This is a genomic window from Pseudomonas asiatica, from assembly GCF_009932335.1.
GTDB lineage: Bacteria > Pseudomonadota > Gammaproteobacteria > Pseudomonadales > Pseudomonadaceae > Aquipseudomonas > Aquipseudomonas asiatica.
Genome location: NZ_BLJF01000001.1, coordinates 2,159,893 through 2,175,847, shown reverse-complemented (window position 1 = coordinate 2,175,847; position 15,955 = coordinate 2,159,893). Strand labels below are relative to the sequence as shown.

The following is a 15,955-nucleotide window of genomic DNA, read 5'->3' as shown; positions in this document are numbered from 1 at the left end:
AGGAGCACTGGCAGCTGTTCTGTCGGCGTCGCACCGCAGTGCAGATGTACATTGAAGGTCACGCTTTGCGCGCAATCGAGCAGAGGACCCACCTAAAAGGCTGGGAAGTTAATCGATTAGCGTCCCGCTTTCTCACTTTGGATGACCAAGGCCAGTGTATTGGCGAAAGAGCGCTGCTTCCCCATATTCATCTCAAACCCTACGAACGACGCAAACCATCGGGCAATAAATACAGTGGCCAGCAGGGGGGGATGTCAGGCTGCCTTCAGCAGTTACTCGAGACATACCCCGAAATTGAAGAGCGGATGGTCGCAGTTCTTAAAGACTCTGCACAGATGCTCGATGATCATAGGAATGCTATAGCGTTCCTCACCAAAAAGTTCATGCAGGTTTTGCACGCCATAGCCCCCGATCATCGTGGTTGGCCTTATACGACTAAGTATCAGGGACGCGTGAGCATACGCCGTTATATTCTCGCTCTGCGTAACCATGTTCCGGGCTCGTACATCAATGCGCATGGCAGTTCCGAGGCGAGAGCGCATATTGTCACCGGTACCGGGCACCGGCCTTACCTAGCCGCGCAGCGCCCGTTCGACATTGTGGAGTTGGATGGCCATTTTATCAGTGCTTTTTTTGTTTTGTTGGTGGAGCAAGTAAATGGCTTGATGTTCCCGATTCCGTTAGATCGCATGTGGTTACTCGCTGCTATTGATCAATATTCCCATGCCGTGCTTGCCTACAAATTGGTCTTACGAAGCCAGCCTGGGGCCAGTGACGTTCGCGAAGTGCTTGTGCGGGCAAGTTTGGGAGGGTGGAAGGCGCAAACACTGGAAAACACAAATTTTTCCTACAAAGTCGATGCGGGTTTTCCTTCAAGCGTGATTGAGGAATGTTGCGGTGTCATGTTTAGTGTGCTTAGTGTTGACTCGCATCTTTCCAATATTGCTAAGAAAATTACGCTTCAAGCTCGGCAGGATTTTGGCTTTCACCATTATTTAGGCCCAACCGGGCGTTTTGAAACGCGCGCAAAGATCGAGCGACTTTTTGCGGAGGTGGTACGACACACAGCTTTATTACCGTCGACAACCGGTAGTCACCCTCGCCATGGTAGAGCGGATGGCGCACAGGAAAAAGCCGTTGAGTATCAGTTGGATCTGACACGATTTATCCAAGCATTGGACGTTGCGCTAGCCAATTATAATACGGAACCTTCGGAAGGTATTGGCATGTTTTCGCCGTTGGGCTTGATTCGACAGTATATGAGTCAAGCCGCCATACTACCACGCATTGCCGTTGAACGCCGTGAGCGGCTGAAAGTCGACTTGATTACTAAGTATGTGACGGTGCGCGGAAGTTTGGCGGAAGGGCGACGGCCATACATCATGCTGGATCGGGTCAGGTATACCAGTGAGCATTTGGCGGCCAACTTTGATCTGATCGGGTTCAAATTGTGTGTGGAAATTGACGAGCATGATTATCGCGCTGTCAACGCTTTTCTACCCAATGGTGCAGCAATAGGTGTACTCCACGCCTGCGGTTGGTGGGCGACCTTTAGGCATACTCCGTACATTAGACGTTTGGTAAATTCATTGATTGGTCAACGAGCGTTGACTATCACAGAGGACCTTCCACCCAGTCAACAGATCTGTGACTATTTTATTCGCCACAACGAACCCAACCGGGCGCTGCTGGTTAAGCAGGCCGAGGATCCGAGCCTGTCGACACTGCCACGCGCCGTCGTACCTGTGAAGAAGCCAGTTAAGGACTACTTGCTTCAGCCGGATCAGGAATATCCCGGTCTTCCCGCAGCAGGACAAGCCGATAATCGGGGGGGGTCATGAATATAACGCATCCCTTAATCAGCAAGCAGGCACGTATCATCACGCCAGCGTTAAATTGGGCGGTGCGGTTGTGCCTTGATCGGGTTGCAATGAGGCGTTCCGCAGTGATGTTTCGTGGGCAATCACGGGTTGGCAAAAGTCGTTGCGCCGTGTTTGTGGCCGAGCAGCTAAAAAAACAGTTTCCTGAATGTCATGTTGCTTTTTATATAGCGCTGAAGCGTAAGACACGACATCCTAATAATCTTTGTCGTGAGCTTTGCTATGCTGAAAATATTCATCCAAAGGAGCGCGTGGATTTGCGTTATCATTTGGTAGCTCATGTGGAATCATTGTTGGTCGGGCAGCAAGCCGGGCAGTATCTTTTGGTGATTGATGAGGTTCAAAGATTATTGCCGGTGGACTACTTCGACTTGGCGGATCTCTACAATCTGTTACAGGCGAAGAGCATCTGCATGACGCTGATTGCCTTTGCCCAGCCGGACATTGACGCACAAATCACCATGATTAAGGCGACACGTGAGCAGCAGTTGATGGCGCGGTTTTTAACCGAAGTATTGACTTACCCTGGTTGTCGCGGCGTGGATGAGCTCGGCGTGATATTGAATGCCTATGATACAGGCTCCGAGTTCCCCTCGGGTTCTGGGACGAGCTATACCGCGCATTTCATACCCAAGGCCTTCTCGGCAGGATTTCGTTTAGCGCGTGTCACCGAGCCGCTTTGGCTCGAGTTGTCGTCCAGTACCTCCGGACCTTATATGAACAACATTCCCATGGAGCATCTGTGTGAGTCGATACTTAATCTATTGCTCAGTCTCGCAGCCAAGGACAGCACCTCCATGGAGCTTGATCCTCGCTGGGTGAGTGAAGCAGTGCAAAAAAGCAACCTACGGGCTTTTTGTGATGCATTATAACCGTGGCTATTTCTTTCCTGATGGGTTTCCCACCCCCTTCGAAGCGGCCTTTGCTACTGTGCAAAGAGCTGCGGTCATCAACGGGGTACCGGCACGCGCTTTGTTGCTGGCTTTCAGTCCTGGCGAAGGCGACCATCGGTGGCGCCACGGCAGCGTGGCCAGCGCAACGATTCAGGGGTTGTATGCGCCCGGGCGTCCCTACCTGGCGAATACGCACTTCATTGGCAGCGTTGCACAATTTTTTGCCCCGCGTGTCATGGATAAATTGCAGTACTGCCCACTGTGTGCCGCTGACTCAGGCTACCTTTCGCTCTTTTTCCATTTGCGATGTGTCCGGTGGTGTCCATGGCATCGGATTGAACTAAAATCTTTGTGCGCGCAATGTGCTGATGCTGCGGACTTTTGTCCCGATCGGAACAGTCAGCCGTGTGCTACCTGCGGTTATGCCGTGCCCAGCTTGAAAGTGATCCTCGACAGCTTGCGCTCGGGTCTCTGTGCTCAGCGTGCCGCTCATAGTTTGCGGCTATTTAGCACCTTGGCGCGTCTTCAGCGTCTGGGAATTTTAGACACCATGCGGTTGGAGGAGGGTCCTATAAATCCTCCCGTTCTGATTCAACCTCACAGTTTTTATGACGCGTTCGAAGAAGACTCGACCCTACGACGATACCGGGTGGCATTAGACATGAGAGGGGGCGAGGATAGCCTGACACAACCGCGGCAGGTGGATGTGGTCTATCGACGGTTTGTGTCATTCTGGAAGTCGAGGCTACTTCGGCGCCATCGTCATTGCCTGCATAACGCCAACAGTTCCCTAGGGATCCGCGAACGGGGATCGTGCGTGTTCGCGCTCACGCTGATGCTGTTTCGGCAGAAATTTGAAACATTGCCTATTTCAAATACTCGCATTTGCATGTCTGACGGGGCTCTGGAGTGCCTAAGTGAGTTGGGCTTCACGCGTAGTAGCCTACGCAATTATTTCAAAGTAATGTTTTATCGGTTGCTTTCCCGGCTGTGGTATCGCTGCGCCCATAGCAACGGTTTTTCTGTCCGTGTGGATTCTCGCTTCTTCTTCACGCCCTTTCTGGGCAGAACGCCATCGCTTAGCGACTACCTCGGTGAGACCATCCGAGGACGGGTCCATGAAATCATCATCGACTTGCCTGCCGGACTGCCGGTGCTGCGCAAGCTCATGAGCCACGGGCGCACCGATGCGTTGCTGCGGATTTCCCATGCTGCCGGCACCGTTTCAGTTCATACCGACGCCCAGCCAAAGTTCTTGTTCGGTTTCGAAATCCTGGCGAGCGCCTTTGTATTTTGAGTTCAGTGCATTGTGCGGGATGACGGTTGTCACTGATCGAGGCAATTATTCATCGGAGGGCGCGCTGGCACTCGCTTGAGGTGTGAGGGCCTGGCCAAGTAGCTTGGTCGCACGACTGCCCAGCAGCGATCCTGCCTGGAAATAGCCCATCACCGTAGTGATGCTGCGGTGCTCGGTCATCGCCATCACCTCTCCCAGTGGCACACCTTGACGCCCGGCCTCAGTGACAAAGCCCGAGCGCAGGCTGTGCGCTGCCCAATCCCCTTCAAGGCCGGCCAATTGCGCTCGACGCTTGACGATACGCGCCACCTGATCGCCTGATAGTCCGGTGCTACTGACCCGGCCGCCTCTGTACAGCCGACGAAACAGTGGTCCGGTCTGCGCGGGTGCCGCCTCCAGCCACGCCTGCAGTGCGTGGGCCGCAGGCCCTTGCAGGGGCTTTTCCCGCCGCTCGCCACCGGTGTCAGTCTTCGTCGCCCCCAACGCGTAGAGCCAAGTGTCTGCGTCCAAGCGACGGAGGTCCTGAACCTGCAGGCCAATCACTTCTGAGCGCCTGCGTCCGCCGCCACTCCATGCCAACAGCAACAGAGCACGGTCGCGGAGGCCGCGAATACCATCGGTACAGGTAGCAAGCATCGCCTGCAGCGGTTCCAACACCACGGCGGTTTTCTTGCGCACAGAGACGCCGTGGCGAGCCTGGGCCTTACGGGCTTCACGCAACAGGGTTTTCACGACCTGACTCTCTGCCGGGTTTTCCCACTGCTGCAGGCGATGCCACTTGGCCAGGACGGCCAGGCGGTGGCTGACCGTGCTGAACGCCAACGGGCCTGGTTTTCCTTTGACGCCGGCAGCGACCAGCGCAGCATCGAGGTCCGCTGGCAGCAGGTGGCTCCAGCAGCCTGCATCGTCGGGTCGGGCAAGGTGGTCGACAATGAACTGCACCGCCACCTCCGGCGGCAAGGGGCCATCACCGAGTGCGCGCCGGTAGCGCAGTTGCAGCCAGGCGGACCAATAGGCGAGGGCGCTCTGATAGCTGCGCACGGTGTTGGCCGCGGTACCGGCGGCGATGAATGCGTCGGCGGCGGCACGGGTGCTGGCGGCCAGTTCCGCCAACACTAAAGGCGAGGAGGAGGGCATCGCTATCGGTTCTGTCAATGTCTTCTCGCTCAACGGTGCAATAGGTGCGGATAACCGGGTGCTTATCAGACCTAATATAACGAAGAGGTCGGCATGACGATATCCATGATCGTGAAGGGCCGTTATCGACCCATAGCTGCCCTTCGCAAAGTGCCGCAATCGGCAAAAGCTGCTAGTCACGAACGCTGCCTTCGGCCCAGCGCAATCCTTCATCACGTTCGACTACAGCTGACGCTGATCCTTGAATTCCGTAACGCTTGCATCAGTGCACCGCTGTACCCAAACCGGCTGGATACCGCAAAAACCTGTTCGCTGCTAACGGAACTCGAGGGCGGCTCACGGCTATCCGTTAAAAGCGAAGAACCGGAAACACCAGACCTATCAGCGCTTGATATAGACCACATTTTGCCGCGTAGTTGGCACGTCCCGCTGGACGCAGAAAGATGGCAGCGTGGCAGCCGACAGCGACGACTCGGATATCGAAGTGATTGTGCGCTCTTGCGGCACATTGACGCCCTGGCAGCTCCTGATTCGTGAACGGCATGAGAGCATCCCAATGCTAGGCAACTTGACGTTGCTGAACCTTGGCGTCAATAGGACGGCGCAACCCTGCAATTTCGCGACGAAACGCGACAAGCTGATGCCATTGCTAGCCTTGGTCTCAATGCCCCACTGATTGCCACCTCTGCACGGGACGAAGCCGCGATTCCAGCCAAAGCCCATGCCCTCGCCAACATAGCACTGACGATCTGCCCCCGAAACGAATGATGTCCTCCCACTAAGCACAGCAGGTAGGTCTATTCACGCTCCAGACTACGAGCATCTGCGGTGACCGCCTCCACAACCCCCGCCAGCTCCCGCACTAGGTCAGGCTCGAAACGCTCCAGGTAAGCTGCGATAGTCTGATTGCGCAGCATGCGAGACACATAGCCCTTGGCAACCACGAGTACCAGCATGGTTTCGCCGAGGGTGTCCTCGACCAACCGGTAATCGTGGTAGAGTTTTTCCATCTCTCGCTCCATGCGTGCAATGTCTTCAGCAGTCACGCCCTCACTGACTTTCTTTGCCTCAACCAGCTGTTCAGGACGCGTTGCGGCTAATACCATTTCGGCGTAGCGACCAGTAAAGCAGTTGGCGGAAATCATCATCTCGACTAGTTCTACCTGGCGCATCGGCTTCATCTTACGCAACACGCGAAAGACCGCCTGACTAACCATTCGCGTTTTCAGCATCTCAGCGACTTCCGGCGCAATCCCCCGCAACAAATGCTGGCGCTCGCGGATGCGTCCGACGTTGACGCTCAAGACTTCGGCAATCCGCTCGGCAGTCGTTCCTTTGCGTATCGCCTCCAGAATCATCTTGTGCTCTTGAATCGGGGTAAGTCGGTTGACCTGCCGGTTGTAGGTAAAACCTTCGTCATCTGTCGCCAACAGGCACAACGTGTCTTCCGCCCCCAACTGTGCGAGCGCAGCTAGCCGCAAATGACCATCCAACAGTAGATAACGAGGCTCCCCTCCCGTCCCGTGAACCGGCTCGGGATAAACCGCGAGCGGCTCGACCACGCCCAATTCACGGATGGAGGCTAAAATCGCTGCGAATTTGACGGACGTCAGCATGTCGTGGGTGACTTGGCGAGAGGGCAAGATCAGCGGTAAGCGGACGGTAATCAACTCGGGGGCAAAGGCACGCTTGACGACAGTCATGCGTCCCCCTGAATTCGCTCGGCCAATACCTGCGGCATATCATCAATACCTTCACTGCGTAACATTGACCGGAAAAATTCATCGGCCAACAACCGACGCAATGCAGTCACGACGAAGAGCAATCTTTGCTCACCGATGTCCGCCTTCTTTACCATCAGGCGCTGACGGCGCACCTCAGTCTGATAGGCAGTCAGCAACTGGCGAGGAGTGGTCATGCGCTCGCCTCCATGCTGCCTACCATAGCCCTTGCCAAGAACGCGTCTTCGGTCGATCAGGCGGCGCACCTTGATGAGTTCATCTCCTTTTAACAATCCACTTTCATAGGCTTCGACCATGGCGGCCTGGACCTGGGCATCGTCGGACCGTGCCACATGGATCGCGACTTTAATCGGTAGCCAGCCCTTTTCGACGGCAGCGATCAGGCGCTCCTCTCCCTGCCGCAACAAGATCAAAATGCCGCCAACATAGGCACGGTCCAAGCAGGTTTTCTGGGCAATCTGCCTGATGGAGTAACCACGCTCGTGCAGTACGTTGATCGCCATCAGCAAGTCGCGGTTCGAATGCTTACGTCGCGCCAGATTCTCTACCAGGCTGATGAGATAGCGGTCTGCCTCTGCCGCCGTCACCACGACCGCTGGAATGGCCGACTCCCCCAGGACCTTGAAGGCTTCGAAGCGCCCCTGCCCACAGATCAGGTCGAAACTCGAACCGTTACGGGTCACCGTGATCGGTCGTTTCAACCCCAGACTCGCAATGTTTTCCACCAGGCGTGCAAACACTTGTTGATTGCGACTACGCGGATTGAGCACGCGAATATCCGCGAGTGGGATCTGCGCAATAGGCGCCGCCTGCGCCACATGAAGTGCAAGATGCTCTTCCGATGTGGCCATTACGCAGCGCTCCCCAGGGGTATACGTCGACTCAGGGCCGCTAGGATATCCAAGCTGTTGAACCGGTAGAGTTCCAATTCGCGCGGATTAGTATCTCCCAGACGCAGGTGAGGTGCCGCCAAATCGATCATGGGAAAGAGGTAGTAATCAAGCACCTCCTGCTCACCTGGGAGCATGCGAACAGCGACAGTAAGGTCAGGTAACAAGCCGAAATCGAAGCGTAGCTGCCAACGCCTGCGCACTGACTCTGAACATTGACAGCGGCAAAGCACCACCGAAATCGAGAACTCATCATTAACCCAAACCAGCTGGGTCTGGGGATCGACCGAGATGTGTCCACCGACAAGACGAATGCGCTCCTGTGTGTCGACCAAGATGTGCGGATACAGCTCTCGCAGCCGACGATTGGCCTCCAGAAAGCTGTAGTCCCGTCCGGGGGAATAGCCAATTAGGCTGTAGCTGCGTAGCAGACTACCAAAGCGCTGGCGATAACAACTGCTGGAGGGGCAATCCTCTTGCTCATCAATGATCAACCCAGACAGACAACCTCGCTCCGCAAATAGTTGTTTCAGCGTCGCCAGCATTTGCTCGTCAGTCCAGTGCCGTGACCGCGCTCGGATGATGGCCTGCGCCGCGAGAAACAAAGCGTGGTCGACCACAGAGGAGAAGGCACCGTCGGACCGCACCAACTGATCAACTGGATTGGATGTTCGGGGCTGTTTCAGCTTGCCAGACGTGCGATTCCAAACATTGTTACCGATGTACTTTTCGTTGATCAGGACCTGATGCACCACTCCCCGTGACCAAGGTCGCTGGAAGTCTGTAAGCAGTCCACGCCGATTCAGTTGAGTTGCAATTTCAGCTTCGGTTCGACCTTCCCTGACAAATGCCTGGTAAATGTCTTGAACGACCTGTTGTTCGGACTCAGGACCAGGCGTGAGAATCACCCGATCCGTCTGAAGGCTTTTGTACTCTCCCCGATCCAAGATTGCTTTAGGCTGCCCTGTCTGATCTATAAGTTGACGACGCAATCCATATCCAGCCGGGCCACCTTGTCGGTATCCCAGCTGGATCAAGCGCGACTGCCCCGCAAACACCTTGACGGACAGCTCACGACTGTACTCACCAGCCATCATGCGTTTAACACTCTTGATGATGCTGGATACCGGTGAGCCATCGTTAACGAACTGTTCGGCGCAATATTCGACCCTGACACCCGCCTGCCGACATCGAACTTCGTAGCTGGCGCTCACATCAGGGTCCTGAAAGCGCCCCCAGCGACTTACGTCATAGACCAAAACTACAGAGAACTCGGACTGACCAGCGTCGACATCTAGAAGTAGCTGTTGGAGAGCTTCCCGACCATCCAGGCTCAAGCCACTTTTACCCGCATCGGTGTATACCCGGACGATCTCCAGCTCATGTGCTGCCGCATAAACGCGAATGGCATCCAGCTGATTTTCAGTGGAGTACTGCTGGTGCTCCGTCGACATGCGGACATAGGCAGCAGCTCTATTGCTGCCTTCGGTCGTGGATAGATGTGCTCGTCTCATTTGTAGATCGATGCCCCCTTAGCGACTTGGGGTCTACACCCATGCCAAGCCGTAGACCGCACCACACCTACCGGCCTACATCAGATGCGCTACTCACGAATATAAAGAGGAGATACGGAAAGATGATCACTAAAATGGGTAATTCATTTCCAATCTGCGCCCAAACTTACGCCGGTGCCCTAGCTGCTGCCTTGCGCACCGAATTAGGCACGTCACATCGCGCAATCAAGACGCTGCGCCATTGGACCGATGCCAGTGAACGTACGGCTAAGCATTGGCTGGCGGGCAGCCATGGTCCGAGTGGCCTTCATTTGATTGAATTAATGCGGCATTCCGAACATGCCCTTCAGGCGGTGCTTGAGTTGGCGCAGCGGAACTCGTCCGTAGCAGTGGTCTGGCTTCCCGCTTTGCGCGAGCGTTTGCTTGACGTCGCGGAAATGATCGATGTTTGCCTGGGTCCTGGCAGCGCTCACTGACAGCCATTTGAGCGGTCTCCGGCCTCTCTATCGCTGTAGCCTGAATCCTCCGTGCTCAGAAGATTCCAACCCATTTAAAGTATGAGGATCCAGCATTTGAAGAGTGCAGGATGTCCAAGTCTAAAAAACTGGTGGCGGGACTACTGTTCAGCTGAATGTCCGTAGTTGGCCGATTGCTGCCGCTCTCCACAGGCAGCTTTGGGTCGAAAGCGGTCAGTCGCGTCCAGACCGGCTGAATATGCACATCGCGAAAACGCACCTCCGGACGCCATACTGTCCTACTCCGACTGCTCCGACTGCATCAGCATGGTCCTCAGGCGACTGAGCAAGAATGCCGGACGATACAGTACACCGCGCATAGTCGCCGGATCTGATAGAGGGCAAGCGCTCGCAGAATGAGTATCTCAGGTAACTAAACAGGTTGAGCGCCCCCACAACAAAATCGCTAGCAACCCGGCGATGTACGTCGAGCCAGTCAGTTGGCGGATGATTAGACGGTATCGGGCCTTGAGACTGTCCAACCAGACGTCATGGGTTGAACATGGGATTGGGGCTTTCATTCAATTGGCAGATCGCAAGCGCCGCCACAAGGTTGTGCGGCTGATGCCGAGACGGCGGGCGGCTTCGTCGAGGTTGCCGTGGCAGCTTTCCAGCGTTTCCTTTACATGGCGCAGTTGCGCGATCTTGCCGATGGTGTGCAGGTCCGTTTCGCCTGGCGACTTTTTCCGGGCGGGTGAACGGGGAGGGCCTTCGCACAGTTCAGGTAGCACGCGTGCCAGGTACTGCTCTTTCAAGCGGTGTTCCTCAAGCAGTTCGCGTGCCGAGAGCATCGCGCGCTCGATCACATTCTCCAGTTCCCGGACATTGCCCGGCCAGGCATAGCGTTCAAGGTACGGCAGCAGCGCGGCGGGGATGTCTGCAGCTCCCGGTGGTTGCCCCTGAACAAGCAGGCGCTGGCTAATGACCCGGCAGATCAGGGCAATGTCCTCAGGGCGCTCTCGCAGCGGGGTGGTCTGCAGACGCAGGATGTTGAGCCGGAAATACAGGTCGGTACGGAAATCGCCATCGTCCATGGCGCTGCGCAGGTCCTGGTGGGTGGCGGCAATGATGCGCACGTCGATGGCAATCGGTTCGGTGCTGCCCAGGCGCAGGACTTCGCGCTCTTGCAGCACGCGCAGAAGGCGTGTTTGCAGCGAAACCGGCATGTCGCCGATCTCGTCGAGGAACAGCGTGCCGCGGTGTGCCGCTTCGAACAGGCCTGGCTTGCCACCTTTGCGCGAGCCGCTGAAGGCGCCTTCCTCGTAGCCGAACAATTCACTTTCCAACAACGACTCGGGAAACGCCGCGCAATTGATGGCGACAAAGGGGCCCTGCCGGCGTGGGCTTTCGTTATGGATTCCCTGGGCGAGCAGTTCCTTGCCGGTGCCGCTTTCACCGGTAATCAGGATGGTCGAATGGCTGGTGGCAAAACGCTTGGCCAACTGCAGCATCTCGCGGTTGGCCTTGCTGTTGCCGTTGAGCTGGTCGAGCCGGTAACGGGCAGTGAACGCACCGGGGCGGCGGGTGGATCGGATGCGCTGGTCGGCACGTTGCACAACAGTGATGTCCTGGCAGGTCAGGACCAGGCCGGTACGTTCGCCGTTCTCCAGGATAGGCAGTAAATTGCTCACCACGACGTGCGAGCCGAGCCGCATCACACGGTTTTCTTCACCCGTGCCTTCCTGCAGCGCCTGCTGCATGTCCAGTTCCGGGCACAGCTGCTGCAGCGGCCGGCCCAACGCTGCGCTAACCGGCAGGTCCAGCAGCTGCGCAAGGGCCGGGTTGAGCGACTGCACCACGCCTTGGTTGTCGACCGCTGCAACGCCGGCGGGGATATGCCGCAGCACGGCATTCAGATGCCGCCGTTTGGCGATCTCGACGCGCTGAGTGTCGAGAATGCCCAGGGCTTCCTCCAGCGCTTTGCGCGCGGTTTCTTCGCTCAGCGACAGCACGCCATGCAGCCCTGCCTGCTCCGCCAGCCCCACCACCGTCGACGAGCCGATGATGCTGCGACAGCCTAGCTGGGCCGCCTGTTCGACGGCCTGGCGGGCCTCTTCCAGGGAGGTGTAGGCGGCCTGGTGAACCTGGACGGTGAAGAGCGCGGCCATGGCTTGCAGGTCGTGGTTGATGTGGTTGTAGCTGAGCACGGCCACTTGGGAGGAGCGTTCGCGGGCCTGCCCCAATGCCCGTAGCAGATCGCCGCTGCCCACGCGCATCGCCAGTACCGGGCGTGTCAGGTGTTTGCGCAGGTAGGCGGCGGTCGCCCCGGCGCAGACGAACACATCGACCTTACCTGCCTGCTCCAATTCTAGGGCGGTCTGCAGTGCTTCAGCCACCGAGGTGTCGAGGACTTCGATACGGGTATCGGGGTAGTCCGTCGTGAGCCCGGCCACCACATGGGCGAGCCGGCTCCGTTGTTGGGGGCGCTGCAAGTGGCTGATCAACACGACGACCTGGGAGGCAAGAGCATCCATCACGGGGCCTATTCATATTTGAAATGTTTCGATATTGAATCAATACCTTGCAAATATGCAACGAGCAGCCTGACTTTCGCTCGGCGGTGAGGCGTCAGAACCCAGGCTGTATGCGGCCTGTGGCTGACTTTTGAAGAGTTGGCCCAGGCCTTGCTCTTGGGCTTGTGCCAACCCAGAAACCAAAGGCAGGGCCTACAGACCCATGAGCAGTTCACCAACGATTTCCCCGGCCAGCGATACGTTCGCGGCCATGACTGACGATCACCGCCTGGCCGAGTTCATCCGAGAGCAGGCCTCGGCAACGCGGGTGGTCATCCAGGCGCGCAAGCGCCTGAGCGGCGGTGCCATCCAGGAAAACTGGCTGCTGGACCTGCTGATCGAAGGCGGCCCGTGGGCTGGTGTCCGGCGTTGGGTACTGCGCAGCGATGCGCTTTCAGCGCTACCCGCCAGCCTTGACCGTGCACAGGAGTTCGCCGTGCTGCAGGTGGTTTACCAGGCCGGCGTGAAAGTGCCACGCCCGCTCTGGCTGTGCCGCGATGTGCGCGTGCATGGGCGGGTGTTCTTCGTGATGGAGTATGTGCCGGGTAGCGCTACCGGCCGCGCGCTCAGCACCGGCGCCGGTCCTCAGGGCCGGGCGCAACTGGCGGCGCAGCTTGGCGCCAACCTGGCGCGTCTGCATCAGGTCCGCCCGCCGTGCGCCACGCTGGGCTTCCTGTCCGTTCCGGACAGCTCGCCGGCCCTGGCGACCATCGACGCCTACCGCCGCTACCTCGACACCCTCGCCGATGCCTATCCGGTGCTGGAATGGGGCCTGCGCTGGTGCGAGCTGCATGCGCCGCGCAGCAGCACCCTGTGCTTGTTGCACCGTGACTACCGCACCGGCAACTACCTGGCCAGCGAAGAAGGGCTGGAGGCCGTGCTCGACTGGGAGTTCACCAGCTGGGGAGATCCTTGCGAGGACCTCGGCTGGTTCACCGCCCGCTGCTGGCGTTTTACCCGTCCAGACCTCGAAGCCGGCGGCATTGGCCAGCTGGAGGATTTTCTGCGTGGTTATCACGAGGTGTCTTCGCTGTGCATCGAACGCAGTCAGCTGCACTACTGGCAGGTCATGGCCACCCTGCGCTGGGCAGTCATTGCCTTGCAGCAAGGGCAGCGCCATCTGTCCGGTGAAGAACCGTCGCTCGAGTTGGCACTGACAGCCCGGCTGTTGCCGGAGCTCGAACTCGACATCCTGCACATGACTGGAGCCGAAGCGCCATGACCCAACCCAACGCCCACCAATTGCTCGAGATCGCCCGCGCGACGCTTCTGGAGCAGCTGTTGCCAGCGCTGCCCGGCGAGTTGCGTTACCCGGCCTTGATGATCGCCAACGCCATGGCCATTGCGGCCCGCGAAAGCCGCCTGGGTGCTCAGGCCGAGGATCAGGAGCAGGCGCGTCTGGTCGCCTTGGTCGATGACGCGCCGTCGACATTGCCCGACCTGCGCCGCCAACTGGCTCGCGCCATTCGCCAGGGCAGCCATGACGCCCCGCAAACCCGGCGCACCCTGGTCGAGACATTGCGCCAGATCACCGTTGCCCGATTGGCGATCAGCAACCCCAAGGCCTTGCCCTGAAACTGCATCGACCACCCCATTCCTCCGATAGACAAGAACACACAAGGACAGCCATGAACTTCACTCTCCCGGACGAACTGCTCGCCTTGCAGGCCAAGACCCGAGACTTCATTGCCGAACAGGTCATCCCGTTCGAGAACGACCCCCGCCAGGACAGCCATGGCCCCAGCGACGCCCTGCGCCAGGACCTGGTGGCCCGCGCCCGCGCCGCCGGCTTGCTGACGCCTCACGCCAGCCGCGAAATGGGCGGCCTGGAGCTGAGCCATGTGGCCAAGGCGATCGTTTTCGAAGAGGCCGGTTACTCGCCGCTGGGCCCGGTAGCGCTGAATATCCATGCGCCGGACGAAGGCAATATCCACCTGATGGACGTGGTCGCCACCGAGGCGCAGAAGGACCGCTGGTTGCGCCCGCTGGTCCAGGGCCATGCCCGTTCGTGCTTCGCCATGACCGAGCCTGCTCCGGGCTCCGGTTCGGATCCGTCGATGCTGCGTACCACTGCCACCCGCGATGGCGACGACTATCTGATCAATGGCCGCAAGTGGCTGATCACCGGGGCCGAAGGCGCGGACTTCGGCATTATCATGGCGCGCATGGAGGATGGCACCGCGACCATGTTCCTGACCGACATGAAGCGCGACGGCATCATCCATGAACGTCAGCTGGACTCGCTGGACGGCTGTTTTACCGGTGGTCACGGGCAGCTGCGTTTCGACAACCTGCGTATCCCGGCGAGCGATGTCCTCGGCGAGATCGGCAAGGGCTTCCGTTATGCCCAGGTGCGCCTGGCGCCCGCACGCTTGACTCATTGCATGCGCTGGCTCGGTGCCGCGCGCCGCGCCCACGACATCGCCTGCGACTATGCGCGCACCCGTGACGCCTTCGGCAAGCCGCTGGGCGAGCACCAGGGCGTGGGCTTCATGCTCGCCGACAACATGATGGACCTGCACGTGGTGCGCTTGGCGGTCTGGCACTGCGCCTGGGTGCTCGACCAGGGCCGGCGTGCCAATGTCGATTCGAGCATGGCCAAGGTGATCAGCGCCGAGGCGCTGTGGCGGGTGGTCGATCGTTGCGTCCAGGTATTGGGTGGCCGCGGGGTGACCGGGGACACCGTGGTGGAGCGGATCTTCCGCGACATTCGCCCGTTCCGCATCTATGACGGTCCGAGCGAAGTGCACCGCATGAGCCTGGCGAAGAAGCTGCTCGACCAGCGCCTGGGGGCCCACTGATGCAGCCGAACCTTGTCCGACTGTTCGCCCTTGACGGGCGCCGCGCCCTGGTGACCGGGGCCTCCAGCGGCCTGGGCCGTCACTTCGCCATGACCCTGGCCGCTGCAGGCGCCGAGGTGGTGGTGACCGCCAGGCGCCAGGCGCCGCTGCGGGCGTTGGTGGAGGCCATCGAGGTGGCTGGAGGGCGGGCGCAGGCCTTTGCCCTCGATGTGACCAGCCGTGAGGACATCTGCCGGGTGCTCGATGCCGCCGGCCCGCTGGATGTCCTGGTCAACAATGCGGGGGTGAGCGACAGCCAGCCTTTGCTGGCCTGCGATGATCAAACCTGGGACCACGTGCTCGACACCAACCTCAAGGGCGCCTGGGCCGTGGCCCAGGAAAGCGCCCGGCGCATGGTGGCGGCGGGGAAGGGGGGCAGCCTGATTAATGTCACCTCGATCCTCGCCTGCCGTGTGGCCGGTGCCGTAGGCCCTTACCTGGCGGCCAAGGCCGGCCTGGCCCACCTGACCCGCGCCATGGCGCTGGAGTTGGCGCGCCATGGCATCCGGGTGAACGCCCTGGCGCCCGGCTACGTGATGACTGATTTGAACGAGGCCTTCCTGGCCAGCGAGGCCGGTGACAAGTTGCGTTCGCGTATCCCCAGCCGACGCTTCAGCGTGCCGTCGGACCTGGACGGCGCCTTGCTGCTGCTCGCCAGCGATGCTGGGCGGGCGATGAGCGGCGCCGAGATCGTGGTCGATGGCGGCCATCTGTGCAGCAGCCTGTAACGCGCC

Annotated in this window: 13 protein-coding genes; 8 read left to right on the top strand and 5 right to left on the bottom strand. The window is 58.9% G+C overall.

The features are described from left to right. Positions 1-44 precede the first annotated feature (44 nt). The 3 genes from GYA95_RS10205 to GYA95_RS10195 are packed head-to-tail and all read left to right on the top strand — an operon-like array spanning position 45 to position 4,070. Complete coding sequence (locus GYA95_RS10205) at positions 45-1,841, top strand: hypothetical protein (protein WP_137188717.1); 1,797 nt, start codon at positions 45-47, stop codon at positions 1,839-1,841. Continuing rightward, the gene (locus GYA95_RS10200) at positions 1,838-2,752 is read left to right on the top strand and encodes an ATP-binding protein (protein WP_080604879.1); all 915 of its coding nucleotides are present in this window, start codon (positions 1,838-1,840) and stop codon (positions 2,750-2,752) included. The genes GYA95_RS10205 and GYA95_RS10200 overlap by 4 nt, the downstream gene beginning before the upstream one ends. Next, positions 2,742-4,070 carry a hypothetical protein gene (locus tag GYA95_RS10195; protein ID WP_144050974.1) on the top strand — a complete coding sequence of 443 codons (1,329 nt, stop codon included), beginning with the start codon at positions 2,742-2,744 and terminating at the stop codon, positions 4,068-4,070. Before GYA95_RS10200 ends, GYA95_RS10195 begins: the two co-directional genes overlap by 11 nt. A gap of 45 nt (positions 4,071-4,115) precedes the next feature. On the opposite strand, the gene GYA95_RS10190 is transcribed toward GYA95_RS10195, so the two are convergent. From GYA95_RS10190 to GYA95_RS10165, 4 genes are all read right to left on the bottom strand, one after another. After that, positions 4,116-5,207 carry a site-specific integrase gene (locus GYA95_RS10190; protein WP_015270469.1) on the bottom strand — a complete coding sequence of 364 codons (1,092 nt, stop codon included), beginning with the start codon at positions 5,205-5,207 and terminating at the stop codon, positions 4,116-4,118. A 797-nt stretch (positions 5,208-6,004) separates the two neighbouring features. Then, complete coding sequence (locus tag GYA95_RS10175) at positions 6,005-6,910, bottom strand: plasmid partitioning protein RepB C-terminal domain-containing protein (protein ID WP_015270467.1); 906 nt, start codon at positions 6,908-6,910, stop codon at positions 6,005-6,007. Then, positions 6,907-7,800 (bottom strand): ParB/RepB/Spo0J family partition protein, encoded by an 894-nt coding sequence (locus tag GYA95_RS10170; protein ID WP_015270466.1) that lies wholly within the window; start codon positions 7,798-7,800, stop codon positions 6,907-6,909. The genes GYA95_RS10175 and GYA95_RS10170 overlap by 4 nt, the downstream gene beginning before the upstream one ends. Further along, positions 7,800-9,353 (bottom strand): recombinase family protein, encoded by a 1,554-nt coding sequence (locus tag GYA95_RS10165; RefSeq protein ID WP_080604877.1) that lies wholly within the window; start codon positions 9,351-9,353, stop codon positions 7,800-7,802. Before GYA95_RS10165 ends, GYA95_RS10170 begins: the two co-directional genes overlap by 1 nt. A 122-nt stretch (positions 9,354-9,475) precedes the next feature. On the opposite strand from GYA95_RS10165, the gene GYA95_RS10160 reads away from it, so the two are divergent. Then, entirely contained in the window at positions 9,476-9,829 is a 354-nt protein-coding gene (locus GYA95_RS10160) for a hypothetical protein (protein ID WP_015270464.1), read from the top strand. Positions 9,830-10,389: 560 nt separating this feature from the next. Here GYA95_RS10160 and prpR read toward each other — a convergent pair. Next, the gene (prpR, locus tag GYA95_RS10155) at positions 10,390-12,342 is read right to left on the bottom strand and encodes a propionate catabolism operon regulatory protein PrpR (RefSeq protein WP_015270463.1); all 1,953 of its coding nucleotides are present in this window, start codon (positions 12,340-12,342) and stop codon (positions 10,390-10,392) included. A gap of 202 nt (positions 12,343-12,544) precedes the next feature. On the opposite strand from prpR, the gene GYA95_RS10150 reads away from it, so the two are divergent. The 4 genes from GYA95_RS10150 to GYA95_RS10135 are packed head-to-tail and all read left to right on the top strand — an operon-like array spanning position 12,545 to position 15,949. Further along, entirely contained in the window at positions 12,545-13,603 is a 1,059-nt protein-coding gene (locus GYA95_RS10150) for a phosphotransferase family protein (protein WP_161551385.1), read from the top strand. After that, positions 13,600-13,956 (top strand): 4-hydroxypentanoyl-CoA kinase subunit LvaB, encoded by a 357-nt coding sequence (lvaB, locus tag GYA95_RS10145; RefSeq protein ID WP_015270461.1) that lies wholly within the window; start codon positions 13,600-13,602, stop codon positions 13,954-13,956. Before GYA95_RS10150 ends, lvaB begins: the two co-directional genes overlap by 4 nt. Before the next feature lie 53 nt (positions 13,957-14,009). Beyond that, complete coding sequence (locus tag GYA95_RS10140; RefSeq protein WP_015270460.1) at positions 14,010-15,182, top strand: acyl-CoA dehydrogenase family protein; 1,173 nt, start codon at positions 14,010-14,012, stop codon at positions 15,180-15,182. Then, entirely contained in the window at positions 15,182-15,949 is a 768-nt protein-coding gene (locus GYA95_RS10135) for an SDR family NAD(P)-dependent oxidoreductase (RefSeq protein WP_015270459.1), read from the top strand. Before GYA95_RS10140 ends, GYA95_RS10135 begins: the two co-directional genes overlap by 1 nt. The last annotated feature ends 6 nt before the right edge of the window (positions 15,950-15,955 follow it).